25 protein-coding genes and 17 tRNA genes are annotated in these 25,707 nt (G+C 45.6%); 31 read left to right on the forward strand and 11 right to left on the reverse strand.

Features of this window, described 5'->3' with window-relative positions; translation table 11 throughout:
- Positions 1–211 precede the first annotated feature (211 nt).
- From QUA97_RS06805 to petM, 3 genes are all read right to left on the reverse strand, one after another.
- A complete protein-coding gene (locus QUA97_RS06805) occupies positions 212–1,129 on the reverse strand; it encodes an NAD(+) kinase (protein WP_194070475.1) in 918 nt (305 codons plus the stop codon).
- Position 1,130: 1 nt separating this feature from the next.
- On the reverse strand, positions 1,131–2,108 hold the full coding sequence (locus tag QUA97_RS06810; RefSeq protein ID WP_194070474.1) for an SDR family oxidoreductase: 978 nt from the start codon (positions 2,106–2,108) through the stop codon (positions 1,131–1,133).
- 352 nt (positions 2,109–2,460) lie between these two features.
- Positions 2,461–2,568 (reverse strand): cytochrome b6-f complex subunit PetM, encoded by a 108-nt coding sequence (petM, locus tag QUA97_RS06815; protein ID WP_106332537.1) that lies wholly within the window; start codon positions 2,566–2,568, stop codon positions 2,461–2,463.
- A gap of 564 nt (positions 2,569–3,132) precedes the next feature.
- On the opposite strand from petM, the gene pdxA reads away from it, so the two are divergent.
- From pdxA to QUA97_RS06830, 3 genes are all read left to right on the forward strand, one after another.
- Positions 3,133–4,236 (forward strand): 4-hydroxythreonine-4-phosphate dehydrogenase PdxA, encoded by a 1,104-nt coding sequence (pdxA, locus tag QUA97_RS06820; protein WP_333194065.1) that lies wholly within the window; start codon positions 3,133–3,135, stop codon positions 4,234–4,236.
- Between the two features lie 195 nt (positions 4,237–4,431).
- Entirely contained in the window at positions 4,432–8,043 is a 3,612-nt protein-coding gene (locus QUA97_RS06825; protein ID WP_333194067.1) for an OmpA family protein, read from the forward strand.
- A 2-nt stretch (positions 8,044–8,045) separates the two neighbouring features.
- A complete protein-coding gene (locus QUA97_RS06830) occupies positions 8,046–8,384 on the forward strand; it encodes a hypothetical protein (protein ID WP_333194069.1) in 339 nt (112 codons plus the stop codon).
- A 115-nt stretch (positions 8,385–8,499) separates the two neighbouring features.
- Here QUA97_RS06830 and QUA97_RS06835 read toward each other — a convergent pair whose 3' ends face one another.
- The 3 genes from QUA97_RS06835 to QUA97_RS06845 all read right to left on the reverse strand — a co-directional run bounded on the left by QUA97_RS06835 (position 8,500) and on the right by QUA97_RS06845 (position 11,445).
- A complete protein-coding gene (locus tag QUA97_RS06835; protein ID WP_333194071.1) occupies positions 8,500–9,441 on the reverse strand; it encodes a biotin--[acetyl-CoA-carboxylase] ligase in 942 nt (313 codons plus the stop codon).
- Positions 9,442–9,621: 180 nt separating this feature from the next.
- Entirely contained in the window at positions 9,622–10,554 is a 933-nt protein-coding gene (locus QUA97_RS06840; RefSeq protein WP_333194073.1) for a polysaccharide deacetylase family protein, read from the reverse strand.
- A 228-nt stretch (positions 10,555–10,782) separates the two neighbouring features.
- Positions 10,783–11,445 (reverse strand): glutathione S-transferase family protein, encoded by a 663-nt coding sequence (locus QUA97_RS06845; protein WP_194070471.1) that lies wholly within the window; start codon positions 11,443–11,445, stop codon positions 10,783–10,785.
- A 355-nt stretch (positions 11,446–11,800) separates the two neighbouring features.
- On the opposite strand from QUA97_RS06845, the gene QUA97_RS06850 reads away from it, so the two are divergent.
- The 24 genes from QUA97_RS06850 to QUA97_RS06965 all read left to right on the forward strand — a co-directional run bounded on the left by QUA97_RS06850 (position 11,801) and on the right by QUA97_RS06965 (position 18,577).
- Positions 11,801–11,873, forward strand: a tRNA-Asp gene (locus QUA97_RS06850).
- 111 nt (positions 11,874–11,984) lie between these two features.
- Positions 11,985–12,062, forward strand: a tRNA-Glu gene (locus QUA97_RS06855).
- Positions 12,063–12,136: transfer RNA gene (locus QUA97_RS06860), tRNA-Cys, on the forward strand. It begins immediately after the preceding tRNA gene.
- Between the two features lie 45 nt (positions 12,137–12,181).
- A tRNA-Glu gene (locus tag QUA97_RS06865) sits at positions 12,182–12,256 on the forward strand.
- Between the two features lie 5 nt (positions 12,257–12,261).
- Positions 12,262–12,336: transfer RNA gene (locus tag QUA97_RS06870), tRNA-Lys, on the forward strand.
- A gap of 13 nt (positions 12,337–12,349) precedes the next feature.
- A tRNA-Tyr gene (locus tag QUA97_RS06875) sits at positions 12,350–12,431 on the forward strand.
- A gap of 220 nt (positions 12,432–12,651) precedes the next feature.
- Positions 12,652–12,738 (forward strand) — tRNA-Ser (locus QUA97_RS06880).
- A 3-nt stretch (positions 12,739–12,741) separates the two neighbouring features.
- Positions 12,742–12,814, forward strand: a tRNA-Phe gene (locus QUA97_RS06885).
- 6 nt (positions 12,815–12,820) lie between these two features.
- Positions 12,821–12,895, forward strand: a tRNA-Asn gene (locus QUA97_RS06890).
- Between the two features lie 10 nt (positions 12,896–12,905).
- Positions 12,906–12,981 (forward strand) — tRNA-Gln (locus QUA97_RS06895).
- An 8-nt stretch (positions 12,982–12,989) separates the two neighbouring features.
- Positions 12,990–13,063: transfer RNA gene (locus tag QUA97_RS06900), tRNA-Gln, on the forward strand.
- A 24-nt stretch (positions 13,064–13,087) separates the two neighbouring features.
- Positions 13,088–13,161: transfer RNA gene (locus QUA97_RS06905), tRNA-Leu, on the forward strand.
- A gap of 34 nt (positions 13,162–13,195) precedes the next feature.
- A tRNA-Leu gene (locus tag QUA97_RS06910) sits at positions 13,196–13,269 on the forward strand.
- A gap of 11 nt (positions 13,270–13,280) precedes the next feature.
- A tRNA-Met gene (locus QUA97_RS06915) sits at positions 13,281–13,359 on the forward strand.
- Positions 13,360–13,364: 5 nt separating this feature from the next.
- Positions 13,365–13,436 (forward strand) — tRNA-Thr (locus QUA97_RS06920).
- A 92-nt stretch (positions 13,437–13,528) separates the two neighbouring features.
- Positions 13,529–14,371, forward strand: coding sequence for a TIGR02452 family protein (locus QUA97_RS06925; RefSeq protein ID WP_333194076.1), 843 nt, complete (start codon positions 13,529–13,531; stop codon positions 14,369–14,371).
- A gap of 57 nt (positions 14,372–14,428) precedes the next feature.
- A tRNA-Gly gene (locus tag QUA97_RS06930) sits at positions 14,429–14,499 on the forward strand.
- Between the two features lie 44 nt (positions 14,500–14,543).
- Positions 14,544–14,747, forward strand: a complete 204-nt coding sequence (locus tag QUA97_RS06935; protein ID WP_333194078.1) for a PIN domain-containing protein — start codon at positions 14,544–14,546, stop codon at positions 14,745–14,747.
- A gap of 28 nt (positions 14,748–14,775) precedes the next feature.
- Positions 14,776–15,348: a dihydrofolate reductase family protein gene (locus tag QUA97_RS06940; RefSeq protein WP_333194080.1), complete on the forward strand. Its 573-nt coding sequence runs from the start codon at positions 14,776–14,778 to the stop codon at positions 15,346–15,348.
- A 424-nt stretch (positions 15,349–15,772) separates the two neighbouring features.
- A complete protein-coding gene (locus QUA97_RS06945) occupies positions 15,773–16,171 on the forward strand; it encodes a hypothetical protein (protein WP_333194082.1) in 399 nt (132 codons plus the stop codon).
- A gap of 202 nt (positions 16,172–16,373) precedes the next feature.
- On the forward strand, positions 16,374–16,556 hold the full coding sequence (locus QUA97_RS06950; protein ID WP_194070465.1) for a DUF6887 family protein: 183 nt from the start codon (positions 16,374–16,376) through the stop codon (positions 16,554–16,556).
- Between the two features lie 176 nt (positions 16,557–16,732).
- Positions 16,733–16,806 (forward strand) — tRNA-Lys (locus QUA97_RS06955).
- A gap of 170 nt (positions 16,807–16,976) precedes the next feature.
- Complete coding sequence (locus tag QUA97_RS06960) at positions 16,977–17,939, forward strand: GNAT family N-acetyltransferase (RefSeq protein WP_333194086.1); 963 nt, start codon at positions 16,977–16,979, stop codon at positions 17,937–17,939.
- Positions 17,940–18,088: 149 nt separating this feature from the next.
- Positions 18,089–18,577 (forward strand): hypothetical protein, encoded by a 489-nt coding sequence (locus tag QUA97_RS06965; RefSeq protein ID WP_333194088.1) that lies wholly within the window; start codon positions 18,089–18,091, stop codon positions 18,575–18,577.
- 97 nt (positions 18,578–18,674) lie between these two features.
- Here QUA97_RS06965 and QUA97_RS06970 read toward each other — a convergent pair whose 3' ends face one another.
- Positions 18,675–18,986 (reverse strand): DUF433 domain-containing protein, encoded by a 312-nt coding sequence (locus QUA97_RS06970; RefSeq protein ID WP_333194090.1) that lies wholly within the window; start codon positions 18,984–18,986, stop codon positions 18,675–18,677.
- Between the two features lie 442 nt (positions 18,987–19,428).
- Between QUA97_RS06970 and QUA97_RS06975 the strand changes: the two genes are divergently transcribed.
- On the forward strand, positions 19,429–19,770 hold the full coding sequence (locus tag QUA97_RS06975) for a hypothetical protein (protein WP_194009959.1): 342 nt from the start codon (positions 19,429–19,431) through the stop codon (positions 19,768–19,770).
- A 184-nt stretch (positions 19,771–19,954) separates the two neighbouring features.
- On the opposite strand, the gene QUA97_RS06980 is transcribed toward QUA97_RS06975, so the two are convergent.
- Together QUA97_RS06980 and QUA97_RS06985 are read right to left on the reverse strand one after the other, a co-directional pair.
- Positions 19,955–20,347, reverse strand: coding sequence for a DUF4189 domain-containing protein (locus tag QUA97_RS06980; RefSeq protein WP_194070463.1), 393 nt, complete (start codon positions 20,345–20,347; stop codon positions 19,955–19,957).
- A gap of 254 nt (positions 20,348–20,601) precedes the next feature.
- Positions 20,602–20,724 (reverse strand): hypothetical protein, encoded by a 123-nt coding sequence (locus QUA97_RS06985; RefSeq protein WP_255515918.1) that lies wholly within the window; start codon positions 20,722–20,724, stop codon positions 20,602–20,604.
- Between the two features lie 5 nt (positions 20,725–20,729).
- Between QUA97_RS06985 and QUA97_RS06990 the strand changes: the two genes are divergently transcribed.
- The 3 genes from QUA97_RS06990 to QUA97_RS07000 all read left to right on the forward strand — a co-directional run bounded on the left by QUA97_RS06990 (position 20,730) and on the right by QUA97_RS07000 (position 22,721).
- Entirely contained in the window at positions 20,730–21,362 is a 633-nt protein-coding gene (locus QUA97_RS06990) for a ThiF family adenylyltransferase (protein ID WP_194070476.1), read from the forward strand.
- Between the two features lie 292 nt (positions 21,363–21,654).
- Positions 21,655–22,011: a peptidoglycan-binding domain-containing protein gene (locus QUA97_RS06995; RefSeq protein ID WP_333194094.1), complete on the forward strand. Its 357-nt coding sequence runs from the start codon at positions 21,655–21,657 to the stop codon at positions 22,009–22,011.
- A gap of 143 nt (positions 22,012–22,154) precedes the next feature.
- Complete coding sequence (locus QUA97_RS07000) at positions 22,155–22,721, forward strand: DUF924 family protein (RefSeq protein WP_194067095.1); 567 nt, start codon at positions 22,155–22,157, stop codon at positions 22,719–22,721.
- Between the two features lie 484 nt (positions 22,722–23,205).
- Here QUA97_RS07000 and QUA97_RS07005 read toward each other — a convergent pair whose 3' ends face one another.
- The gene (locus QUA97_RS07005) at positions 23,206–24,552 is read right to left on the reverse strand and encodes a PQQ-dependent sugar dehydrogenase (protein WP_194067096.1); all 1,347 of its coding nucleotides are present in this window, start codon (positions 24,550–24,552) and stop codon (positions 23,206–23,208) included.
- Positions 24,553–24,655: 103 nt separating this feature from the next.
- On the reverse strand, positions 24,656–25,159 hold the full coding sequence (locus tag QUA97_RS07010) for an autotransporter (protein ID WP_194067097.1): 504 nt from the start codon (positions 25,157–25,159) through the stop codon (positions 24,656–24,658).
- Positions 25,160–25,707: the final 548 nt, after the last annotated feature.

Here is a 25,707-nt window from a genome sequence, read left to right on the forward strand (position 1 = left end):
AGACTACACCATTATTCTTGCCCAATCCGGGAAGGATGTCAATAGATGTCTAAGAATTTAGTTACAGTTTCTTCCCCTTCAATCGGTGAAAAACGGGAACGGGAATTGTGCTCTCCCACAGCTAGGACTTGATATGATATCTACGAGCCAGCCAACTGGTTGAGCCAACAATCCCCGTACCTTGATAGTCGGGGAGTGTCAACAACAACTATTAAGGCAACTCAACGGAACTCGGTTTAGCAATGTGAGGCAATCCCCAGCCTAATTTTTCCCGCAAAATGTGGAAAAACTCAAAAGACTGTATCCGAACAAAGCGGGCTGAGTAGGGCGATCGCTCGACTTGTACCCAATCCTCCGGCAAAACATAACATCCGCCGTTCCCATCTACCACCATTACCAGGCGGCTCGGACTCGCCGGCAAAATTTTGACCGGTTCGGTGTTGGAAAACACCAAAGCCCGCGAAGCCATCGAATGGGGGCAAATAGGGATCAATTGCAGCACCGGTATTCCGGGAATAATTACAGGCCCGCCGGCAGAAAGGGCGTAAGCTGTCGATCCTGTCGGAGTCGAGATAATTACTCCATCTGCGGCAATGTCAATAGAGGCGTGCTGACCGATCGCCACTTCAAAATGACACATACAAGTCAGCGGTTCGCGGTGCAGAACCATTTCATTGAGACAAAGGGCTTCCCAGAGACAGTCGTTGTCTCTAAACAGCCGCACGGCCAGCATTGACCTTTCTTCTATTTCGTATTCTCCGGCGATCGCCTTTTCCAAAGCTTGCGGGAGCAAGTTTAGGTAAGTTTCTGTTAAAAAGCCCATATGACCGGTATTGACAGTCAGCAGTGGCACTCCGATGGGAGCAACTTGGCGAAATGCAGACAGCACCGTACCGTCGCCACCCAAAACCACTGCAAACTCCATGTCGCTGTCAAAACCGGGAGGGACAAGTTGGTCGATAGGAGTGTGGCACATGGGGCGATCGGGGCTAGAATAGCCCAAAATTCCCCCAGAACCGGAAACCGCGCAGACCTCCCAGCCGCGGGCAGTCAGCTTGTCTTTCAACTCTTCGGCGATGCGACAAGAGACTGGTTTAACGTCGTTGTATATAATCCCAGCTTTCGGCACTTTAAAATGTAAAGGGCATTTTTTGTTTACTCCGTTTTTTCGTCTTAAGCTGCTCGTACTCTATTTCCTTGAGCTTCTTCATAATCAGATTAAAGTATTCTTCGAGATAAGACTCCAAAGTAGTAGTTTCTTTGGGGTCGATTCCGAAGACACTGTAAACCTCATCCATCGGAGCTTTCAAGGGTTTTCCGGCGGCCAAAACTTCTGAAAAAGCCAATCTGTCAGCTACGTTCCAACTCCACTGAAAGAACTTAGCAAGTTGACGGGTGGCTTGCAACAAGGCATCTGGGGTGCGCGTGATTTTAGCTGTCTTCCCAGAAAGCCGCTCGCACAACCGCACGATTTCTTCAGCATCCCAAGCTCGATTTCCCACTACCGGAAAAGTTTTTTTCTCGGTTTCGGGAACCGAAAGCGCCCGGACGGCAAACTTCGCAACGTCCTGAGTGTTCATGTAGGCAAGGGCTGACGGCTTGTTAGGCAGCCAAACTGCCTGATTGTCCAAAATCGGCATGGCGTACAAGTTCACCAGTCCTTGCAAAAAGCCGCAAGGTCTCAAGATTGTGTAATCTAGACCGGATTCTGCTAAAAACAGCTCTGTACAGCGCTTGATTTCCAACAAAGGGACTTGCGGATATTTCTCCGCATCAAGAAAGGAAAAGAAGATGTAACGCTTGATGCCTGCTGCTGCTGCTGCTTGGATCAGCGATACTTTTCCATCCCAGTCTACTCTTTTGATGCTGACAGAATCGCCTGCACTGGCTGTTGCTGCATCGATGATAGCACTGACGCCTTCTAGTGCAGGAATCAGGCTGTCAGGCTGGCAAAGGTTGCCCGGTACCAGTTCGGCGCCCCATTCTTTCAAAAATGCAGCTTTTCTGTAATTTCTAACTAAACAGCGCACCTGGTAGCCCTCGTCTAGGGCGCGGCGGGCTATTTGGCGGCCGAGAGTGCCGGTGGCACCTACAATCAATAAAGTCATCTAGGGATTTATTTATGAATCTTAAACTTTCTATACAATAGTATCAGGTCTTTCTCATTTTTTTATAAAAACTTAACAAAAACCTGAAATCGTCTCATATAACGATCGGTATCCGGCAGGCGAGAGAGTCCCAGAGTCCCAGACTCCCAGAGTTTGAGAGAAAGCGTTGCGTATTTATCGACTAATAAAAATTTTGCTTGTGGCTTTGATACTGATGTCTTGGTAACGATATGTTGTAATAACTCAGGACTCTGACACTAAATTTTAATAAACCGGGTTTTTCTAATCTTGCCAACGATCCTGCACGATTTTTATAGTAAAAAAACCCGGTTGCGGCGATCGGTACGATCGCCTATTCTTCGCCGCCGCCTTGGAGTTTGAGCAGCAAGAAGCCTCCACCGATACCGACGAAAATTAGGGAAAATGACAAAAAGGCTGCGCTGATAAATTCAGGGTTCATGTGTTTTAGAGTTCCTTGACGATCGCAAATTAAATAAACATACTTTGACACTCTCGGCTTTGTTAGAGTCGGAGATTCTCAATTCCTTGATTCACCGAAAAATTAGCTATCTCTTGCGAGCAATTTCCGAACAGTTCGATTCTACCCAAGTCACAACCAAACAGTCGAGTTTAGACAATCTTTGCCGGTTCATCTGAATCAAGCCTACTAGGATACTGACCTAGAGTTTGGGCGTGTCCCACCCTACTTTTTGAGGGAAAATTTGAGTTTTGCTGGTTTCTGGGTCAAGTTTCGCCGTACTGTTTTGAGAGCGGCTGGGTATCTCACTTGAGATTGCTACTTCTGGTTGACCAATTGTTCCACTTGCCGATCGCGCTTTAACGTATCAACGGTGTTATGGCCTGTGTCATGGTGGTATTTTACTGTATCAAGTTACTTAGATCAACGATCGCCATTCAAAAACTTAGCAGCCTGGGTTAATCCAGCAGCGAGTTTTCATCCGCAGTCGGGGATTTCCGGGATTTTCGGCAGGTCTCGGATAATTTTAGAAAATTAGCTACTTAAATGTTAAAATTTCATTGCCGAAATTCCTGTATTTTGTGGGAGAAAACTGCCTTGAGTCTGGATCGGGAATCAAAACTAGCTGTAACTCTCGGAGATCCGGCGGGAATAGGCCCGGAAGTGATTCTCAAGGCCTTGGCAGATCCGGCTGCTGCTTTGAAAGTGACGGTTTTTGGCGATCGGGCAATTTTGCAGCAAACTTACGATCGGTGGCGATCGATCCATCCTACTGCTGCTGCATCCTTGGCAAATCCCGAAACACTAGACATTATTGATATAGCAGCAGACAGCAAATGGGGTTCCATTGTCCCCGGTGTTGGAAATGCAGCTAGCGGGGCGGCTAGCTTTGCGTATATGGAAGAGGCGATCTCCCGTACCCTTGCCGGCGAATTTTGTGCGATCGTTACCGGGCCAATTTCCAAAACTTGCTGGCAGGCTGCAGGTTACAATTATCCCGGACAAACAGAACTCCTGGCCGCCCAAGCCAAATCGCAGCGCTTCGGAATGCTGTTTGCCGCCACATCTCCCCACAGCGGTTGGACGCTAGTAACTTTACTCGCTACTACACATATTTCCCTGCGTCAAGTACCCGATGCTTTGACTCCAGAATTGCTGAGCGAAAAACTAGAATTGCTGGTAGAGTGTTTGCGGGAAGATTTTGGGATAGAAAGACCGAAAATTGCAATTTCTGGCTTAAATCCTCACAGTGGCGAAAATGGCAAACTGGGAAAGGAAGAGCAAGACTGGATGATACCTTGGTTGGAAACGCAGCGCGATCGCTTTCCTCAAGTGCAGTTAGACGGGCCAGTACCCCCGGATACCCTGTGGGTAAAACCGGCTAAAGTTTGGTACGGCTTAGCCAAGGAAGCTCACGACGGTTACTTGGCAATGTACCACGACCAAGGGTTGATTCCAGTAAAATTGATGGCCTTCGACAAAGCAGTCAATACAACAATTGGTTTGCCCTTTGTTCGCACATCTCCAGATCACGGCACAGCTTTTGATATTGTAGGTCAAGGGATTGCCGATGCTTCGAGCATGAAAGCAGCATTGCAGTTGGCGGCCGAGTTGGCCAGTCGCAGAACAGCAGTTAAGATAGGCCGATAGGCGCGAGATCGGCCCAGGGCGAAAAATTAATTGTGTCATTCCTATTAGACAAATCCTAAAAAGCCTGTAAACAGCAGGTATCCTGCCAGTTCCACAAGAATTATTGGAGATGTCTATTGATTTTCGCAGTAGTGAGGCGACAAGCCAACAGGTCATTTTTGGCGATCGGTTAAAATCAGATTTTGGTAACAAAGTATGGCAGCATCTAATGATAATTTAGGCAAAGTATATCAGTCAGAACCAGAAGTTGCAGATGAAAATTTGGCAATCCCTAACGCCGGAGAACAACTTCAGGAATTGCTAACCATACTGACTGAATTGCAATTAGTAAAAAACTTTAAAAAAAGACCAAATGAGCTGAAATTACCGCTTTCACCTCAACAACAAATCGAGGGATTTGATGAACAGGAAAATCAACGAAAGCGATTGTCTTTTTTGATCGAATCCTCTGCTGTTGTACCGGAAGTATTGACTAATAATGAAGAAATTCCATCTCAAAGACGACAAATAAATAATGAAGAACCAGGTGTATCTAGTACGGCGAAGACAGCCAAAAATTATCGACCTTCGGAGGAAGAATTAGCACAAGCAGTGGAGGAGTTCAAAAGGTTGCAGCAATTGCTGTTTGAAAGGGATGTGCCGGAATTTTACAGTCATATTTTGAACGCGGAACAAAGGTTAGAAAATTTTGAAAATTTGATGTCTGAACCGCAGGAGTTGATAAAATTAGTCAGACCGTTAATTCCTGAGTTAGTGAGAGAAGAAGTAGAGGGGTTTAAGTTGGAATTAAAAAAGGCGATCGAACTCGCCACCAACGATGGAATTAATCCCCTGGAATTCCAGGCAAAATTAGCGGATTTGGAAAATCAAATTGCTAGTTTCAACCACCAGCAACTACCGAATCCCGAACAATTGATCCAACGGCTGATGCCTGTGGTGGGCGAGTTGCTCAACCGTCGGGTAGAGGAGTCTAAGTTAGAAGTAGCTTCGGCGATCGCACCGACAGTCAATCAAATAATTCACAATCAAAACGGGCTGGAAAAGAAAGTAGTAACAATTGAAGATCAACTGGCGAACATTCAGCAGCGTTCCCAGCAGCAACCGGAAGATTTAATCAAGCAATTAGTTCCGGTAGTTAGCGACTTGCTGAACCGCAAAATTAGTGAATTAAAATTAGAGGTTGTCGAAGCTGTCGCACCGTCGGTACAGGTAAGAATAGCTTGGGTAGAAATAGAAGAAAAAGTATTAAGCATCATCGAGGGCAGGCTGGCGGCCGGGCAGTCGCCAATTCAGAAGCCAGAAGAGATCGTGGCGATGATGATGCCAGCAATCACTGATTTGCTGAACCAAAAAATTGATCGATCAAAATTAGAAGTAGCAGCGGCGATCGAACCTTTGATAGAATCAGCAATTCTGCAAAGAGAAGTTCCAGGAAAATTGAGCGATGTTGAAAGTAGATTAAACAATCTTCAGCGACAGCAAAAGTCTCAGCCGGAAGAAATCATGGCGCGGTTGATGCCGCTAATGATTGAGTCGCTGAACCGGAAAATTGATGAGACAAAGTTAGAAGTCAGAGAGGCGATCGCCCCGGCTGTCAACACTGCCATTCAAAACAGCGGTATTGCAGCACAAATATTGCAAAATGAAAGTAAGATTGTCGAAGTTCAGCAGCAAGTTTTAGCCGAAATAGAAGGGTTGATGGGCAGAATCATGCCTGCGATCGTAGAGATGGTGTCGGGAAGCCTTCGGGAAGCGAAGCTAGAGATAGAATCTGCGATCGCCCCCGCTGTCGATGCCATCCTTCAGGATCAAAGAATCGATCTAAGACTCGCAAACATCGAAGAAAAGATTGTGGCGATCGAACACCGGATTTATGAATCCACAGACTTGTTTACAGATTTACTGAAACCTTTGATTGACGAGTTGATGGCTAACCATCACGCGCAACTACAAAAGTCTGCGATCGAATCTATTTTACCATTGTTAGATGAAGTTGTAGGTTATAATTACAAACTTAACGGCAAAGTAGAGGAACTCGAACGCAAAATAACCGATGCTCAATGGGGAGGCGATCGGGAAGAATTATTGAGGCAAATTCAACTGATATTTCCCGAAATGATGCTCGAAACAATAAATCAGTCGAGACAATCATTTACAGAAAGCATAACTCCGATAATTGATGAAGTAATTAATACCAAAACCCGAGAAAATAAACACTCGATGGGAGTAGCCATAGCGCCTGCTCTTCCTGCGGGAATCCGTCACACAGTCAGTGAATCGCCCGATGCAATTGCAATGGCGATCGCACCGGAAATGGCCTCTGCTATCAAACAGCAAATTCATCTCAAACGAGAAGCAATGTCGGATGCACTTTATCCGATCGTCGGCAGCACGATTTTAAAGTACATCGCAGAGATGATGCACCAGATCAATGAAAAAGTCGAATCATCCTTAAGTACAGAGGGAATTACTCGCAAAATTCAATCCAAATTACAGGGAGTTTCTGAAGCAGAATTGCTGATGCAGCAAACAACACCGCTGACTGTTAAAGCTGTTTTTTTAATTCAAAAAGAATCAGGATTAGTAATTTCAGCAGTACAGCATTCTGAACGCGAACAATTAGAATCAGAGATGGTAGCGGGAATGCTGACTGCTATTCGCGCTTTTGTCAACGATTGTATCTCTCAATCGGGAAACATTGCCGAGATTGATGCCATAGAATACGGCACATCTACAATTGTACTAGAAGTCGCTGGTTCATGTTATCTCGCAGTAGTAATGCAGGGAGAAACGAGGCAGTGGTTTAAGTACAAAATGCGAGCAATATTCAAAAATATTGTTCAAGAATACGGAGATATAATCCAATCATTTAACGGCGATTACACCGCAGTGCCTGCCGAAATCAACACGAATTTGCAAAAGTTAATTGAGACAGATATAAAAGTTAAATCTCCTAAAAAGCCAATTTTACAAATTATCAGTTTAGCCGCGTTAGGTTTAATTGGCATACCTTGGGGAATTCATCTATACCGCAGCGGGATTGCAGCTAGCATAGAAGCAGATACAAATTTAGCTTTACAATCTAGTCCAGAGTTATCGGTTTATCGCCTCGCGGCAGATGTTAAAGATCGAATATTGGAGATTTCGGGACGAGTACCGAATCAAAAACTGCGATTGCAAGCGGAAAAAATCGCTCAACAAACTGCTCCCAAATTAACAATTGACAATAAAATTATCGCCGTTGAAGTACCTCCCGATCCGGTTTTAGCTGCTGCCGATGTCAAACGCACTGTGGAGCTTTTGAATAAACTAGAAAGCATTAATATTTCGGCTCGCTATGCAGAGGGAAAAGTCGCCGTTGCAGGTAGCGTGAGCAAGGCGGCAGATGCTGAGAAAATAACTCAAGCTTTTGAAAAAATTCCGGGGGTGAAGTCTGTAACAAATACGGTGGGAATAGGCACTCAACCTTCCTCACAAGCAATAGATGTTCGCCTTTATTTTGGTGTGGGTTCAGCAATTTTATCGCCAAAAGACATTACACAAAAGCTGACAAAAGTCAAGGAATATATGAAGCAAAATAGTACGAAGAATTTAAGAATTATTGGCTACAGTGATTTGAAAAGCAGTCCGGCGGAAAATCAAAAATTGGCACTGGGAAGGGCGGCAAATGTGAAAACTGCTCTGGTCAAACAAGGGATAAGTGGTAACAGAATACAGGTTGCTTCTACTAAGGGCAGTCCTGAAGGTGTGGAGGCTAATCAACCGCTCTGGCTGAGAAGATTAGTAGTATTTGAGGTGGTAAATTAAATTTGGGAATTGGGAATTGGGAATGGGGAATGGGGAATGGGGAATGGGGAATTGGGAATTGGGAATTGGGAATTGGGAATTGGGAATGGGGAATTGGGAATGGGGAATGGGGAATTGGGCGGAGCGAAGCGGAGGGAATGGGGAATGGGGAGTTGGGCGGAGCGAAGCGGAGGGATTGGGAATTGGGAATTGGGCATGGGGCTCTAGCGTTGCGGAGGGATTGGGAATTGGGCATTGGGAATTGGGCATTGGGCATTGGGCATTGGGCATTGGGAATGGGGAATTGGGAATGGGGAATTGGGAATTGGGAATTGGGAATTGGCCAAACAGGGAGTTGCTAGCAAATAACAAATAACTAATAACTAATGACTAATGACTACTGACTACTGACTCATGACTAATGACTAATGACTAATGACTACTGACTAATGACTACTGACTACTGACTAATGACCCTTAATTCAATCGAACTCGCCCGGAGGTAAAGGCTTGTCTTCGATCGCCCGCCAAGCATACTAACAACCGGCCGCTTCCGTCAATGCCGGCGACTTTTCCGCAGATGGTTTCTGAGGAAAGCTCGATCGCCACATTACACCCAATCAGCCCATCGCGGCGGCACAATTCGGGTAAAAGTAGCGCTAAACCAGACTTTTGGGCTGGCTTGTCTGTGGTGGAAAACATATCGGCTAGTTCGAGTAAATAATGTCGCAGTCGATCGAGCAAACACAATTCATCTGGTACTTTAGTAGCAATAGAATGCAAGCTTACCGCATTGCCGAGATCCCTTTCATCCAATCCCGCAGCGGCGAAATCCACGCAGCGGTTGAGTCCAATTCCCACAACTGCGCGAGTTTTGCCGGAAACATTGCTAGAAGTGGCTTCACAGAGAATTCCGGCTAATTTGTGGCGATCGATCCAAACATCATTCGGCCATTTCAGGCGCAGCATATCGCGGCATTCGGGAACCAAATCTTCGATCGCGTAAATCACCGCCAAACCGACTGCTAAACTGAGTCCGGGTAACAGATTGGGATTGAGATTGTCTAGGACAAAGCTAGCAGTAAAAACACCGGGCGGCGAATACCAAATGCGCCCGTGTTGGCCGCGCCCGCTGGTTTGCTGCTTAGTAAATATTACATCTCCGTGGTGGAGTTTGGCCGCGCGGGCGATCGCCCAACTGTTTGTACTCTCGCAGGTTTCTAACGAGTATAGCCAGTGGGGGAGGTTTGGGCGATCGGTTGATTCTGGTGGAATTAATGGCTGTTCAGACAAGGTTTGATTTGTAATATTTGATATCTCAAAGCTGATTATCGCAGGCCAATCGGTTTTTTTTAGGTGATTTGGGCGATCGGCATTTTCCTCACTCATATCAAATCCGTTAGTATCGAAATTATTCATCTCTCTCTTCTCTTCCTCTGTGTTCTCTGCGTTCTCTGTGGTTAAATCATTCCCGTACAGCCGTAATTAATATCAGTCTTGGACGCACAGAGAGTCAGAGACCCGGTTTCTACGATAAGAAACCCGGTTTGTTTAGCCTTAGTATTACCCTCAAAAAAAGACAAGCAATCGCCCCACAATTTACGCTGATTGGTCTTGCATTTCCAGCAACTCAGGAATTGTCACAAACCGATATCCCTGGTGTTTCAAACCAGCAATCATCTCCGGCAAAGCCTTAACAGTACGAGATCGATCGCCCCCGCCATCGTGCATCAAAACGATCGCCCCCGGCTTCGCACCCTTCAACACATTATTAACAAAAGCCGACGGTTGAGCGCGCGGATCGGTATCCGCAGAAGTTACCGACCACATCACGACAGAATAATTGCGCTCCTTAGCATACTTAGCCAAACCATTATTCAAAACACCTCCCGGCGGGCGAAAAAAAGTAGTCTTAACTCCCGTCGTGTCGTAAATAAGTTGAGCCGTGCGATCGATTTCGCTAGCCGCCGTCGCCGCATCCATCGCATCGTACCAGTGATGCCACGTATGATTGCCGATCGCGTGACCGGCAGCCACAACTCGCCGAGCAATTTCAGGAGAATTTTCGATAGATTTACCTATCCAAAAAAATGTGGCTTTAACATCATTTTGCTGGAAAATATCGAGCATTTGTTCCGTCGTTTCCGGCCACGGCCCATCGTCAACCGTTAAAGCAATAACTTTCTCAGAATCTTTGACTTTTCCTTCAAAAACTGTTGTTCCCTGAAACTGTTCCGGCGGCACAAAAGTCAAAAGCTTTTCTTTTGATTCCAATACAGTGAGAAGTTTCTCAATTGTGCGATCGACATTCAAGGCTGTGCGATCGTCCGCTACCTGCTTTGCTAACGGATTTACCGTCAAGGATTGGTTGAGATTTTGCACCTGCACCTGAGCGGTTGCAGGATTATTGCTGAGGTGTTGGTTTGTCGGCATCAGCGCACCGACGATAAAGCTAATCGCAGTCGCTGTCAGGGCGATCGCCAGAAAACGCCATTGTTTTCGCAGTCTCTCAAACAGATGATTTCCGCTCACTTGAAATTCCTTTCACTCCACACTGCGGATAATGATAATGGGAATTCCAGGGGAAAAAACTAAATTTTTTATTATGTCTCAGCCGGGATTGACAGCGATCGAATGCGCGCCGACACAGACAAAACCCGCAAGAGTTAAGAGTTTCTTGAGTGCGCTAGGAGTGGACTTTGTTGGTATCGCGGCGATTTCTCATTGCCCGGTATATTGATTTGAAGCTCGATCGCTCTGTTAAAGCCTTGCCGCCAGTAAATTTCTAATAATTGGGATTTTAGTCGCAATTTCCGCGTCAGGTATCTCTGTTTGCTGCCAGCTCGATCGCCCAGCTAGCCTCGCGCCCCACTGCTGCAACTGCGGATACTCATCAAAAGATATCTCAAACATCTCCACTGAAGGCACCGCAGTCCCCGCCACGACTTCCGCCAAAGAAAACTGTTCGCCAGCAAAAAAAGTGCGTTCATCCGCCAGCAAGCCCTCAAAAAACCTTAGCACCGTTAATATCTGTTGCTTTGACTGTGCCAACTTTTCCTCAGTATCTCCCGGCACGCCCAGCAGTTGCCTAGTCAAGGGAAACATCGCCGGCAATAGTTCATTTAACGTCACCATTTCCACCATCCGCACAATTCCCAAGGCTTTCACCTCTGTTGGCAGCAGTGGGGGCGCGGGATATTTTGCATCTATATAATCCAGAATTGCCAGCGACTCCACCACAGTCAAATCTCCATCTACCAACACAGGTATGCGGTGGAAGGGGTTAATTCCTAGAAAATCCGGTTCAAATTGATCGCCGTCGAGGTTAAGTGCGATCGGCTCAAACGCGATCTGCTTTTCCAGAAGTGCCACCCAAACGCGGCGAGAATTCACAGAAATCGGAGTGTAGTACAGTTTCAGCATCGGATTTATTACGGGCTACACCACCAGTTTAGCAGCCTAATGTCTTGATATTTGGTAATCCTGGGATGTGAGAGTGTTGGTTTTGGCGATCGTCCCCCATTGAAAAAACCCAATTTCAAAAAAAGTTGTATTACCCCCTTGACAGTTTTGTAGTGCATATTGTAGTATAAACGTACGGCGAAGGAGGAAGAGCTTAAAAGCCTTATTCCACAAGCAATACGAACCTTGAAAACCGAATATAAAATTAATCGTGTCACATAATTGCGGACATCGGCGGTGTAGACTCCGGCAACAAAAGCCCGATCGGGTTGTAGTACGCGGAATCAACCGCCACCCGTCCAAACAGCAATTTCTTGAGGCTGTAGCTCAATTGGGAGAGCGTCGCTCTGTCACAGCGAAGGTAGCGGGATCGAAACCCGTCAGCCTCGTCTCCGTTTCCCGGAGTTGCGAGTAACAAATTATGAGTAACAAATTTATGAGTTTTGAATTAACAATTTTCTTTAACTCAAAACCCATAACTTAAAACTCAAAACTTTCAAAGTCCCGTAGGCAAATTAATTTAAGCCGTCACCCTCTCAAGGTGAAAATTGCGAGTTCAAACCTCGTCGGGACTCCCAGGTTAGGTGGCTGAGCGGCTCAAAGCATCGGTCTGCAAAACCGAATTTCGCGGGTTCAAATCCCGCCCTAACCTCTGTTCTTACCAATTCGCAAGAGCAATCTCAAATCTCAAATAAATAGTGCTGTAGGCAAATGGTTTAAGCCGCTTGGTTTTCACCCAAGTGATTTGCGGGTTCAACTCCCGTCAGCACTTTGCGGGGGTCGTTGGCAGAATGGTTTTGCAGCCGCCTTTTAAGCGGATGGATCGAGGTTCAATTCCTTGGCGACCTACCAAATTTTCCATCTTGGGTTGGCCCTCCTATTGGTGTGGGTAGCTGTCTGTAAAACAGTAGCTTAAAGCGTTGCTGGTTCAATTCCAGCCCGACCCATTTGCAACTGTATTATGACTTATACAGAAAACCCAGTTTCTGAGAAAAATCTTGCATCTCTACGAGAGATATTAAGAGAGAAACCGGGTTTTTGACCCCCTTGGGTAAGTCCTGTGTATTTAATATGCAGTTGCAATTTTGAGAATGAGTTGTAACTGGACAACAATTCAGTTTGCGCGACTGAACATTTGGGGGTTCAAATCCCTCCGTTCTCGTGCTCGGAGAAGTGGCCGAGCGGCTTATGGCGCTTTCCTGCTAAGAAAGAGCGGTTTAACACCCGTCGTGGGTTCAAATCCTACCTTCTCCGTTTCCCCCGATAGCTCAGTTGGTAGAGCGCTTGTTTGAAGAACAAGAAGTCGTCAGTTCGATACTGACTTGGGGGATTTCGTTGCCTTATAGCTCAATGGTAGAGCAAGCGGTTGTTAACCGCTAGGTTGTAGGTTCGAGTCCTACTGAGGCAGCCATTTTTCAAATTGCCGGGTAGACAAATTGGTAAAGTCGCCTATCTCTGAAATAGGAGTTTATGTAGGTTCAAAGCCTACCCCGGCATCAAATTATTGGGAAGTCGCCTAATTGGCATGGCACCGCTCTTTGAAAGCGGACAAATGCAGGTTCAAGTCCTACCTTCCCAGTTCTGCTCCTGCTATCCCGACTTTACCTCTGTGATGTAATTGGAAAACATCGCTCGCTTAGAACGAGTGTTTTGCTGGTTCGAGTCCAGTCAGGGGTATTGGGTATCAAAACCCAAAAGTGCGATCGGTTTTGCCCCTGTAGCCCAATCGGTAGAGGCGCTAGATTTAGGATCTAGTCAGTGCTGGTTCGATGCCAGTCAGGGGTATTTGGTGACATCGCGGGTGAAGTAGCCTGGGTAGGCTTGGAGGTCTCATAAGCCTCTTCATAGCAGGTTCAACTCCTGCCCCCGCTACCAAAAATGCAGGTGTGATGTAATTGGTAACATGAGGCTCTTGTAAAGCTTTCTTGCAGGTTCAAATCCTGTCACTTGCTTGTACTAAAATCAGAAGGATTTTATCTAATTATGCTAAATTTTATCTAGCAGTTTTATCGCTAATTTGTTCTAGCAAATCCTAGTAAAAAGCATGAAAAGAATCGCGATCGCCCAACATACGCTAAAAATCATCGAAGATGGTTACTACTTGTCCCCTGAAGGTAAGCAGGTCAATCTCGACCGCCAATTAGCATCCTGTATTGCTGGGACAGCATACTATGAACCAGAAGCCCTGTTAGCGATCGAGCAAGATGTTCTCTCAGGTACTCCTCAATTCTCGAACACGGAATTTATGGTGAGGAATGAGACAACGCTGGTGGGCTCAGAGCGTACAGCGCGATCGCACAAATTTGCAAAAATTGCAGTCCTAAACTTCGCTTCTGCTAAAAATCCGGGTGGTGGATTCATCAAAGGCGCTAAAGCACAAGAAGAAAGTTTAGCACGCAGTTCTGCACTCTACAAAAGCCTTTTAAAATGTCCCCAATACTACCAGTATCATCGCTCTCACAAATCGCTGCTCTACTCCGATCGACTCATTTACTCTCCCGGTTGTCCAGTATTCCGCAAAGATGATGGAACTTTACTTGATGAACCTTATCTTGTAGATTTTATCACAAGTTCAGCTCCCAATGCTGGTCAAATTTGGAGACAAGAGTCAGAGAGTAGGGGGAAAATCAGGGAAACTCTGTATGGACGTGGTGCAAAATTGTTAGCGCTAGCTCTTAACAAAGGTTGCGAGGCGATAGTTTTAGGTGCTTGGGGATGTGGCGTATTTAGAAACGATCCCTCAATGGTAGCGCAGATGTTTGCAGACTTTTTATTGTCGAACGGTCAATTTGCGGGCAGATTCAAAAGCGTCATCTTTTCCGTACTAGACTTTAGCGCTCAAAGAAAAATATTGGCAGAATTTAACAGTTTGTTCAGATCGAATTAATCATTTTTTTTTAGAAAGACGATTAAAAATTTAAAGTTGTTTTTAATTTCAAATATTGCGGATATGGTGTAACGGTAGCATTCGAGTCTTCCAAACTCTAGGCACGAGTTCGAGCCTCGTTATCCGCTTGACTAAATAAATGGAGGTCGGTAAGTTATCTTTGTCTATTTCTGTGTCCGAGTTAGAAAATTTTCTGATTAACCAAGACTTTCAAAGTCTAGAAACTAAGTTCCTTCATTACGATAAATTGCAAAATATTCCTTTTTATCATCAAGATCCTTTCGATCGTCTAATTATTTCTCAAGCCCTAGCAGAAGATTACACTATCATTACACATGACGATAGGTTCAAACAGTACGATGTAAAATTGTTGTAAGATATAATTATCATAAAAAAGGTTAAATATGAGAAAACTAAAATATTACGTTGCTTCCACCGTTGATGGGTTTATTGCTCGCGAAGATGGCTCATTTGATTGTTTTCCTATGCAAGGAGAGCATTTTGCTGATTTGTTTGAGTTTTTTCCTGAAACTTTTCCGGCTCACGTTCAAAAGGCTCTCGGCATTAGTCCAGAGAACAAGCAGTTTGATGCTGTTTTGATGGGACGGAAAACCTATGAGGTAGGGCTAAATGTGGGTCTGACTAATCCTTATCCCAGCTTGAAACAGTATGTTTTGTCGCGCAGTATGGAAGCCAGTCCAGATAAGAATGTTAAACTCGTTTCAGACAATCCAGTTGCATTCGTTAAAGAATTGAAAAAGGAAGCGAGTCAAGATATCTGGCTGTGCGGCGGTGGCAATTTAGCTGCAACTCTTTTTTCTGAGATTGATGAGATGATTGTGAAGTTGAACCCGGTAGTCATTGGGGCGGGAATTCCTGTGTTTGGGAGGGCGATCGCACCGACGAATCTGGAATTGGTCGATCGCAAAATCTACAGCAACGGTTTCATGTTGCTTCACTATCGACTGAAGCATTAGCAATATAGACTTTAGTTGTGGCAATTTCTGGGGGAAAAAAGGACTGAAGTATTTACTAAAAAAATGAGTTTCTAGGAATTACAGCGCAAAAACAGAAATTTTAAGGGCGGTTGGCAGAGGGGTGATGCACCCGGCTTTTAACCGGTACCAGATAGGTTAAACTTTTATATCACCCATTTTTAAAGGCCGAAAGTAGAAGCTAGAGGGTTAAATATGCGTTTTTCCATTCGCGAGGGCGATCGTACTGTCGGTGCTGGTGTCGTCTCCCGAATTTTGAAGTAGCGTTTTGCTAAATTCACAAGTAGCAGAAAATTCAAACCTATTTGAGTAATTGGCTTTTCTGTTTGCTTGTTGGTTTGTAAAGGCGCTGCGATCTGCTAAAATTGTATGCAGAAAAGACAGTTAAATATTTAGCGAGGCATAGATGTTAGCAGCGATATGTCTAATTCTCAAACTACTTGGAACGATTATTGCGATAGTAGGTTGGGTCGATGTTCGACGGTTTCTTGCAGCTCATAGCGCGATCGAGACTCGCAGCGATTTTGAAGCCTTCAAATCATTGGCACGCAGAAATATGTATATGACTTTAGCATTATTAGTTTTTCTTCTGCCAGCCTTTTTCATGGGGCTGTACCTTGTCGCAGTAAACTCTCGGGTTGGTTTAGCTTTGATTCTCACTTTAGATGTCCCTATGTTATTAATTTCAAAAGTTATCAAGCCTCTTGAAGCCAAAGCTAGAAACTTGCCTTGTACACCAAAATTTAGTAAGAAATATGCACAAATTTGTGAGGTGTGGATCAATAAGCCCTTCCCTAATTTTTAAGTGCGATCGCACTCAAAATTTATTCATATTGGCAGGAAATAACCAAGAAAGAGAGTTGGAAATTATACCGAATGGGGAGGCGCTGTAATGAGTCAAATTAAGTAACTACACAAAATTAATTACATAAAGACTCCTTGCTGGGCAAGGGTTTCACGCGAAATCTCGTGTAATTAATTTTGCACGACTACTTAACTACAGTGCAATGTCTTACCGAGAGTTAAGGTGGTATTTTGTCGCTCACCGAGAGGATAGAGCTGCTTTTCAAGCTTATCTAGCAAAACGTCGGGAACGATCGCCGAGAGTCATTACAACAGTTGACGATCCAGACTTCGATGTCAAAATTCAGACAGCAATTTGCCACCAAATGGCACAGCATCAGAAGTAGCGCAGTACAGCGCCATAACACCGCATTGCAGCGAATCAACGAAAGCCGCTATTTAAGTTGCTTGAGGTTGTAATGGCGCGATCGCCCTTACAGAAAACTCGCACTAGGCGATCGCCACAAATTTTTACGAAAACACTTGATTTTTCAGAAAAGTTGTGTTATAGTAGCTCCGATGCGGGAGTATAGCTCAGTTGGTTAGAGCAGGTGACTCTTAATCTCAAGGTCGAAGGTTCAAGTCCTTCTACTCCCATCCCAAATCCTTAACCTAAATCGAGCGAAACTCACGAGTGCAATCAACTGCTGTAGGGGTTGGATTACTGTGAGTGTTTGCGTTTTGGAATTTTTAATGTCGATCGACCCGATCGCGCGATCGCCCAAGCTATTTTTAAATTGAATAACAACAGGAAATGGTGATTAGCTATGATAGCAAATCTCTCGGCGCGCTGCTATGGAGGCGATCGCGATTTAAGTGCGATCGTCGATTTGATCGATATTTGCGAAGCAGTCGATCGGCTCGATCAAGGCACTTCCATCTCGGAATTGCAACAAAAAATTAACCAACCGTGCCGAGATTTAGCGCGCGATATCCGCCTTTGGGAAGATGCCGAAAACAAATTAATCGGTTTCGCCGAGTTGTCGATTGCGGAAACTGGAGAGCCGATCCAGGGTTTGCTGTCGTTTCGCGTCCACCCCGACGCCCGATCCGGGGATGTGGAAGCGGTAGCCGTCGCTTGGGGCGAAACGCGGATGCGCGAAGTTGTAAAAGAGCGGGGCGCGCCTGTGAAGCTGCGATCCTGGGCTAGGGCACAGGATGCCGATCGCATTTCTGTGCTGGAAAGTTGCGGTTTTCGAGTTGATCGGCATTTTTGCCGCATGGCGCGATCGCTCTCGGAATCGATCGCACAACCCCAATTCCCAGAAGGTTTTGTGCTGCGTCTATTCCCCGGCGCGCAGGATTCGGAAGCTTGGGTAGAAATGTACAACCAATCGTTTATCGATCACTGGAACCACCGCGATTTAACAGTCGAAAAATTCAAATACGATTTAGCCCAACCCAATTATAGAAAAGATTTAGACTTGATTGCAGTTGCTGCTGACGGGACTTTTGCAGCTTTTTGTTATTGCGAAATTAGCCCGGAAGAGTGCGATCGCACAGGACGAAATGAAGGCTGGATTACTGTTCTCGGTACAAGGCGAGGTTTCCGCAAAATTGGATTGGGACGGGCTATGTTGCTGGCTGGTTTGCATCGACTCAAAGCTGCCGGTGTCGAGACTGCAATTATCGGCGTAGATGCTGCAAACCCTTCAGGTGCATTGCGACTTTACGAGTCAGCCGGCTTCCACAAAATTCGCGATAGCATTTTTTATGTGAAGGATGTTTGAGCGATTTGAGACTTGCGCGCAGGGTTTGAGAAACCGGTTTCTTTGCGTATCCCTTGTCGCCCAACCACATTTCTCAGAGAAATTCGGTTTCTTGATTTTGGATACAATTCGCGACGGGCGCGATCGAAGTTGGCAAAGGTCTCCCTGCTATGATTTCGGGCATTTACGAAGCTGTACTGTTCCTCTGGGCCCTTGACACGATGCCGTACCAAGTCCAAGCAAACGGCAGCGAATTGATTGATTGGGAACGCGCATTCAAGCACATTAGACCTCTTGCAAAAGTCAAATTTACCCCCCGCAAGTCCCCCCTCCCGCGGGGAGAAACAAGAATAATCTTGCTCCCTCCCCGCGGGAGGGGAGGGTTGGGGTGGGGTGCTTTGGATTTTTGCAAGAGTTCTATTAACGCAGGCTGCCGCACTAGCTGCGGTTGCGCGGTGGAAGCAATGCGACTTAAGAAGCAGGTGGTCGAGCAGTTCATGATGGTAACAGATGAAGGCGAAAATTCTGCATCTTATTTTGTTGATGCCGATAGGAATTACTGTCGCAGTTGGGGCGTAATTCTGAATGTGGTGTCAGAACAAGTTATGCTAGAGGGAATGCGTCAACATCATCGACATTTGGCAGAAACAGAATGGTAATTTTTTGAGTGCAGTGCGATCGTCCCCACTAACAACAAATAATCGCGATCGAGGACGATCGCACTACTGTATAATTCCCATCTAACCATATTTAAGATTACTCCCAAACATCTCCCTCAATATCCTCAAGCGATAAATTTTTCCCGCTTTTCAATTCTTCTCTAGTTTGCTCGACAATTGCTAGTAACTCTGGATTGGCGATGGATGAAATTAACTTTGAATCAGCAGCAGCCAAAGCCTCGCGCAACTGAGACGAAGTGAGTGCGGGATATTTTTCTAATACCTGTTGTTCCGTCCATCCCGCCGCAAACAGCCCCAACAAGAATTCTACAGACAATCGAGTTTCTGGCACTGCTGGTGGACTTGTTGAAGTTTTCCGGTTGGGATGAATGAGCTTTCGCCAGTCCATTTTTTTACTTAAACGATTTGGGAAGATTTCGCCGATTATACTGCAATTTGGGCACAGTATAAATACGGGTATCCCTAACTGATTCTGTAACACTCCCACCGAATATCGGAGGATTTTAGATTTTATATTAAATAATTGAATAATTGGGAATCACTTATGAGTTAAGGGTTTGAAGCTTTGCTAAACTTACATTTTTTGTAAACTGGTGTCATTTCCCGATTTGGCAATTAAATTGTTGTTACGATCGCACTGCAGCACTTTCTTGTAGACTACACTGATAGGGTGTTGACAAGGCGATTCCCTAGGGGATAAGCCCGCTTCACCACCTTTTTTTGTTCGTTGAAATACCAAATCGCGTTAGCGAAGCTTGCAGCAGAGGATCGCGCGTTAACCTCAAGCCACCGTGCAACCGACAGTACAACTACTTTAACTTCTTAAAACTATGGGAAAAAAGTCAAAAACCCAAAAATCCCTGGTCAAAAAATCCAGTTTGCTCTTCCAGCGACTGCAAGAAGCTCTCGATCGAGGCAGTAAAGTTTGGATTAAAACAAATAATAGTAGCTTCGGCGGCATTCCGATTAATTTGTTTGGAGAATTTATCGAACTTTTGGTAATTGTTCCCCCAAACGAACAGGGAGAAAATACTGATGCTTACGGACAAGTTACGTGGCTGATTCGACTCTCTGATATTATTGGACTCGCCTATCCTACTGAATACTGGTCAAAAGATAGATTAGAAAGTTTACTGCCACCCGATCCAGTTACTTCCGAAATAGGTGATTAACTGGGTAAGGTGCTTGTGGCGCACCCAAGTGGTTTGTAGTGAGAGCTTTAGTCATCAGACTATCATGACTAAAGTCTTCACTACAAGCCTTTTTTTGCCTAACTGACCCGATATAATATAGATATTTTTAAGCTGTTTTGCGATCGGAAATATACATCCCTCCGACCGATTTTTATCAGTTCAATTACTTGTTGCAAGCCGAAAGCTGCACTTTGCAGTTGCCGCCTTCTAGTTCGCTGCAACCAGCCAGAGCTTGAGCTTCTGCTGCTGATTTATCCTCGCCCCAACCGGCACCCGCTCCTCCTTTACCTACTGCGATCGCTCCACAGTTATTCGTATTAGATGTCAGGGGTTCGCAGTCGTTAGCCCCATCACTTTGCTGATTGCACGCGGCCACTGCTGCGTCTAGCGCTTCTTTCTCTGTAGCATGATCCCAACTAATACCCGTAGCGTCAGAAGTCGGAGAATAAGCAGTAGCTCCATGAGTATTTTCAGCTCGAACAACTGGGGCATAGCCCAAGATGGAAACTGTCAAAACTGTCACTCCAACCAACTTAAAAAAGAGATTTTGCAACATATTCGATTCAGATCTTTACAAGATTTATCTTTGCGATTGCTCAATATTATATTAGGATATTTATTGATGTCAAGAATCTTTAGAAAAATTAATACTAGATTAATTTAAAAGTCGTTAGTTGGAGTAGTTGAAGATAGATAATGGGCGGAGCGAAGCGGAGGGATGGGGCATCGGAAATAGTTAGTAGTTAGTAGTTAGTAGTTAGTAGTTAGTGGTTAGTGGTTACTTGTTAGTGGTTACTTGTTAGTATTTGGTCAAATAACCAATTCCCAATCCCTCCGCTTCGCTCCGCCCAATTCCCAATCCCTCCGCTTCGCTCCGCCCAATTCCCAATCCCTCCGCTTCGCTCCGCCCAATTCCCCATTCCCAATTCCCAATTACTATAAGTATATTTTTTCACAAACAACTTTACAGAAGTTCCGCAGTAATGTCGCTGCTAAAAAACTTCTCGGTAACGGTTTGCGGCGCGGGCGCTTTGGGTGCGAATATTACAGAAAGTCTGGCGCGATCGGGCTTTTGCCAGTTAAGAGTCATCGATCGCATCGAAAAGCGCAACCTTTCCACTCAACCTTATTATCGATCGGACATCGGCGCATTCAAAGCCAAAATTCTCGCCAACAACCTGTACCGCGCTTTATCCGTCAGCATTGACGCGCACTCCAAAGAATTGACACGCGCAAATGCCGATCGACTGCTTGCCAATAGCGCCGTCGCGATCGATACTTTTGATAACAGCGTCGGGCCGCAAGCAGTCAAAGATTACTGTACCAGAGTCTCCATTCCCTGCTTGCACGTCCGATTAGCAGCCGATTACTCCGAAATAATATTGAACCAACACTATCGGGTTCCTTCAGCAGCAAACGATCGCGTTTGCGATTACCCCCTAGCGAGAAACTTGGTAATGCTGACAGTTGCAGTCGTCTGCAAAGTAATTGTTACCTTTGCTGCTACCAAAGTGCAACAAAATTTAACTTGCACGATCGGAGATTTTGCAGTACAGCCACTTATATTGTAGAATGTCCGTTGACTATTGCCAGAAACCCGGTCAAGCGAGATTGGATACCTCCATCCCAGAAACCCGGTTTCTCACTCTCAAACAATCGTCAGTCGATTTTAGATTTTAGATATTTCGGATTCGCTCAGTACAAGTTTTAGATTTTGGATTGACTTGCAGCGTCGTGAATTACGGGAAGTGGAGTTCTTAGTCTAAAATTTGGGGATCGTCCACGATTTGAGTCGGCGGCACGATACCCGTTTATGGCGGGTGAAAGTTGCAGAAAACGCTTGAGAAAATTAACAGGGAAAGTATGGTTGGATCGCAGACTTTTTATTATTTACTAGCACTTCTGGGCTTATTAGTTTTGACTGGTGCCAATGCAGCCAGTTATTCAGCGGGTGGCACCGTTTGTCCCACTAATGATTGCCACGAACCAGAAGTTAGATTCCATAAAAGGATCTTGAAACACGGATCGAGAGGGGCAGATGTCAGAAAACTGCAAAAATTGTTGAACGCGCAGGGTGTGTGCCCTGAGCCCATCGTAATTGATGGCGTGTTCGGCCCGACAACCCTAGACGCAGTGAAGAGATTTCAGCGACAAGCCCACCTTCCTGTAGACGGAATTGTGGGAGGCAAAACTTGGGACAGATTGTTTGCTAGTTCCTAACATTAAGCACCGGACAACAAACGCTTCTCAGTCCTCATTGCTAATCATTAATCGCTGCGGTTGGTAGTTGCACAGATAGCGCATTTTGTGCAACTGCACACACTGAAGCTGCAATCAACAATCAATCGCATATTAGATTGCTAATGAATGAAATTTTAGATTTTTGGTTTGGTCGATCGCACTCTCCTGAGTTTGGCAAAGTTCACAAGAAATGGTTTGAGAAAAATACGGATTTTGATGCAGAAGTGCGAGCGAACTTTCTGTCGCAATACGAACTAGCCGCCTCCGGCAAACTAGACTATTGGCAAGATTCTCCCAAAAACTGCCTAGCATTAATTTTACTCCTCGATCAGTTTCCGCGCAATATGTTTCGCGAAACGCCGAAAGCATTCGCCACAGACAGCAAAGCCTTAGCCGCCGCCCAACACGCTGTTAACAATAACTTCGATCGCGAATTGCTGCAAGTAGAAAAATGGTTTATTTACCTACCTTTTGAACACAGCGAAAACTTAGAACACCAGCAAAAATCTGTGGAACTCTTTCGCCAACTCAGCGGCGAACCCGACAGCGAATCAGTCATTGATTTCGCAATTCGGCATTTCAAAATAATCGAGCGTTTTGGCAGATTTCCCCACCGCAATCAGATTCTCGGACGCGAAACAACACCCGAAGAAGCAGAGTTTCTCAAACAACCAGGTTCGAGATTTTAAAGCGCGATCGCAAAACTTTTAGGTTATTTGCCCTAAAAACTAGAAAATGCTATAGTTATATCAAATCCGGTAGCATCCCAATTGTAAAATCGAGTCAGATCAAATCCGCGCTTCATCGTCCTGTATTCATCACTCTCTTGTCTTCCTCTGTGTTCTCTGCGCTCTCTGTGGTTAAATCATTCCCATGCAACCGGAAACGATATTAAGAGGAATACCCCACTGACTTTAAAACAAAAAGCACAGACTGCAATTGATATAAAAAATAGCGATTTTCGGCTAACATTTACAATTTCAAATCAAATCAGCTACTAAAGTTATCATTTTACGAACTGTCGGATTTAAATCGCGAAACTGCGGAAGCAGATAGGTTATTAATTTTTCAAAAAGTTTCCGGTGAATCTCAACTTAGTAAGGTTGGAAGCTGACTAAAAAATCAGATTCCCGACTTCTTGAAAAAGTCGGTATCTAATCGATCGCCCTTTTTTCACCCGCGATACTGAACCCGATAAATCCGGTTATTCGCTTCCTCAGTAAACAGCAAACTCCCATCAGGTAAAACCAGCAAACCAACCGGCCGCCCCCAAGTTTTCGGGCCAGAAGGATCGGTGAGAAAACCAGTCAAAAAATCCTCATAATAGCCTTCAGGTCGTCCGGTAGCCGCATTAAAAGGTACAAACACAATTTTGTAACCAGTTCCTGCGTTGCGGTTCCAACTGCCGCGAAACGCCACAAACGCACCGTTAAAAAATCTTTTGGGAAACCTTTTGCCGTCATAAAACTGAAGTCCCAAAGCTGCCGAGTGCGCCTGAAACAGTACGTCTGGCATCAATGTTTTGGCCGCTAAATCAGGTCGATCGCTCTTGCCGTTTCTGGAGTGGCGCGGGTCGAGCAAATTCGGCTTAAAATAAGCATAAGGCCAGCCGTAAAACTCGCCTTTACGAATTCTTGTCAAGTAATCCGGTACCAAATCATCTCCCAAACCGTCGCGTTCGTTGACTGTGGTGTAGAGTTGATTAGTTTTGGGGTGAAAATCCAATCCCACGGGATTTCGCAAACCGGAAGCAAATGTTTGCTGGTTGGTGCCGTCCAAATTCATCACTTGCACAGACGCCCTCGGCAGCGGTTCGGAGTTGGCATTAGACTGGGAACCAACTGATACAAACAACTGGCGTTGGTCTGGGGAAGCGACAACGTTTCGCGTCCAGTGTTGATTGTAGCCACCGCCCGGTAAATCGGCAATTTTTTCCCCTGTTCCAGTTAATTGTTCCTGCCCTTTTGTGTAGGGAAACCGGCGGACTTCTGCGGTATTTCCCAGGAAAAAATAGCGATCGGCAAAAGCCATCCCAAAGGGAATATTTAAATTGTTTTGGGCGCTAGCAAAAGTCTTGCGAACCTCAGCAACACCGTCGCCGTTACCATCCCGCAATAGCGTAATCCGATTCTGCCGGGTTTCTGTTACCAAAACATCCCCAGTCGGCGTCAAAGCCAGCCATCGGGGAGCGTCTAAATTGTCAGCAAAAACGTTGACCACAAAGCCGGGAGGCACTCGCAGCACTGGCGATGGGGGAATCGGTATTACTTGAGCAGGTTTCGAGGCGCTTTCGGTGGCTCCTGGCTGCGGCAAAGATGTTGCCACAATGCCGATGGGCTGCGGGGAAAGCGGTTTGGTCGGTACAATTTGATTTGTCCGACCATTTGTCAGCGGTGCAGGGGAGGGAATTTGCGACAGCGGACTTGGCTGGGGAACAGAAGTGGCTGTGGCATCTGTAGCTCGATCGCACCCAATCAACGGCAGCAGCAGAATTAGCAACAGGAAACGCAGGTAAGACATAGCAGCGGTTTCTCCACAATTGCTCGACAATTCTTTGATTTTAGCTGCTATTAAACAGCGAAGCCACCGCGCGCGGTGACTTATTCCGTTTAAAAACCTAGTTCTACCAAAGTCCTCTCACAGGAGCCGGACGGGGAGCCGGAATTGGACGGGGAGCCGGCATCGGAGCTGGAGCCGGACGGGTTATTGGACGGGGAGCGGGAGCCGGAAGCATTGGTGGCGGTTCAGGGGCCGGACGCGGTGCTACGGCGGCGGGACGAACAACCGTTGTAGCTACCACCTTGTAGTCGGGGATCACGGCGATATTTTGCACCATATCTCCGGCTAGCAAGACTCTGACTTTCATTCCCGGTACCAGGCCAATAATTTTCAGGACGCATTTTTGAATCCTGAGAGTCCTGTACCGCGAATTTTCTGGGCGAATGGTTACTACGTCGCCGACAATACTTTTGACAAAACCGGTCAGAGTTTGAGTGTTTGCTGTGTTGGTAGTCTGGGTTTGGGCTATTTGAGTTGGAGGGTTAGCCATCACCGGATGCACTGAGACAGCCGACATTAGCACCGACAGGGTTGCACCTGTCAATAATTTGATTTTCTGAAGACGCATTGAAACCTCACATTAACTACTATTCTGGGTTGGGTTTGCTTCCGCTGCGCGAAAATCCCAACCTCTACACCTAATCCAGTTTAATCCCCGGAGTAGGAAATTTATAACAATATTACAAAAGATTATCGAATAACTTATTAGCGACTGAATTTTATATCAAAAGTTCCCGATTTACCATAAGTTCAGCACTTGGTATCTCTCTTTGTGCAGGCGTGATATATTGAGTTTGTTCGATCGACCGTTTCCGTTTTTTTAGGCCCACCTAACTGTCGCTCCCGGGCAGGAAAATCGGCAAAAAGACAGATTGCGCTTGCCGGATTCAGCAGTGCCACAGTTTTAATTGTCGATCGCCAGTCTGCCACAGCTAAAAAATCAAAATTAGTCCCAGGTAAAATTAAATCATGGGTTTGCAGGATTTACGCATCATAATTATGTCCGGCAGCTCGATCGCAAAAACAGTTCGTAGGACGGACTTTACTTCGTCCTAAATTGCGGACTAAAGTCCTCACTACCAACCTTTTTTGCGATCGTTAAACAAGTTATAATTT

It is taken from the genome of Microcoleus sp. CZ3-B2, from assembly GCF_036705055.1.
Lineage (GTDB): Bacteria > Cyanobacteriota > Cyanobacteriia > Cyanobacteriales > Microcoleaceae > Microcoleus.